The following is a 1,318-nucleotide window of genomic DNA, read 5'->3' as shown; positions in this document are numbered from 1 at the left end:
CGCGGGGTTCAGGCTCGCGCCGCCGTGTCCGCGCCCGTCTCCACCTCCACGCACGCCCCCGCGTCCAGCCCCGCCGCCAGCGCCCGCAGCGCCTTCTCCGACGCGGATCCCTTCTCCACCGTGTACGTGCACAGCACCTGCCCCGGGTCCGCGGGCAGCACCAGCGCCTCGAACGTCACCACGAGGTCCCCCACCTCCGGGTGCCGGTACCACTTCGTACCGCGCATCCGCTCCTGCACCGCCTGCGCCTCCCAGCTCTGACGGAACTCCTCACTCCGCTCCCGCAGCTCCTGAATGACCTGGCACAGCCGTGCGTTGCCCGGGGTCCGCCCGATCTCCGCGCGCAGACTGGCCACCGTGTCGTCGGCGACCTCGGACCAGTTCGGGTGCAGCTCCCGCGTCCGGGGGTCGAGGAAGATCAGCAGGGCGCCGTTGCGCTCGTCCTCCGGCAGCGCCTCGAAGTCGACGCCGATGCGGCCGCCGAGCCGGTTCCAGGCCAGGACGTCCATGCCCGGGCCGAAGACGAAGGCCGGAACCATGCCGTCGCCCATCGCCTCCAGCAGCCGCAGGATCTCCGGCCGCACGCGCGGGCGCGGGCCCGCGTCCACCCGGCCGTGCCGCCGCGGCAGGGTGATATTGCGCAGATACGTGTGCTCGGACGGGGTCAGCCGCAGCGCCCGCGCCAGACCGTCCACGACGGAGTCCGAGACGGCGGGGGCGCGGCCCTGTTCGATGCGGGTGTAGTAGTCGACGCTGATCCCGGCGCGCTGCGCGACCTCCTCGCGGCGCAGGCCCCGCACCCGGCGCCGGACGACGCCCTCCGGCAGCCCCACCTCGGCGGGGTCGAGCGCGGCGCGGCGCGCCCTGAGGAAATCCCTGATCTCCGGTTCGGAATGGCCCATCGGTCCATTATCCGGGTGGTTCCGGCAGACCCAGGTTGGATCGGGCCTGGTCCGGTACTCGTCGGATGCGGAGGCTGTGTCCAGTTGCTCCGAACCACAGGAGCCGGCAGCGGGAGGCATACCCATGAAGCGCAGGATTCTCGGCGGCACCGGCATCTCGGTCAGCGAATACGCCCTGGGCGCGATGATGTTCGGTGCCGTGGCCAACCGGGACCACGACGACTCGGTACGGATCATCCACCGCGCCCTCGACGCGGGCATCAACTTCGTCGACACGGCCGACATCTATTCGGCGGGCGAGTCGGAGGAGATCGTCGGCAAGGCCCTCAAGGGCCGCCGCGAGGACGTCGTATTGGCGACCAAGGCCCATGGCTCCATGGGCGACGACGACAACCAACAGCGGCAACTCACGCCGC

General features: G+C 71.5%; 1 protein-coding gene and 1 pseudogene. One reads left to right on the top strand and one right to left on the bottom strand.

Translation table 11 applies throughout. The annotated features are described in order from the left end of the window. Positions 1-8: 8 nt before the first annotated feature. Positions 9-902 carry a helix-turn-helix transcriptional regulator gene (locus SSOG_RS24360; RefSeq protein ID WP_050799951.1) on the bottom strand — a complete coding sequence of 298 codons (894 nt, stop codon included), beginning with the start codon at positions 900-902 and terminating at the stop codon, positions 9-11. Between the two features lie 124 nt (positions 903-1,026). Here SSOG_RS24360 and SSOG_RS24355 point away from each other — a divergent pair. After that, positions 1,027-1,318: pseudogene (locus SSOG_RS24355) on the top strand (aldo/keto reductase); the annotation flags it as partial.

Source organism: Streptomyces himastatinicus ATCC 53653 (genome assembly GCF_000158915.1).
Lineage (GTDB): Bacteria > Actinomycetota > Actinomycetes > Streptomycetales > Streptomycetaceae > Streptomyces > Streptomyces himastatinicus.
This window is presented reverse-complemented; position numbering and strand designations above follow the sequence as displayed.

What these genes read in the sequence shown, in the direction of transcription:
- SSOG_RS24360 (WP_050799951.1), bottom strand. Translation starts at nt 902, where the DNA reads ATGGGCCATTCCGAACCGGAGATCAGGGATTTCCTCAGGGCGCGCCGC.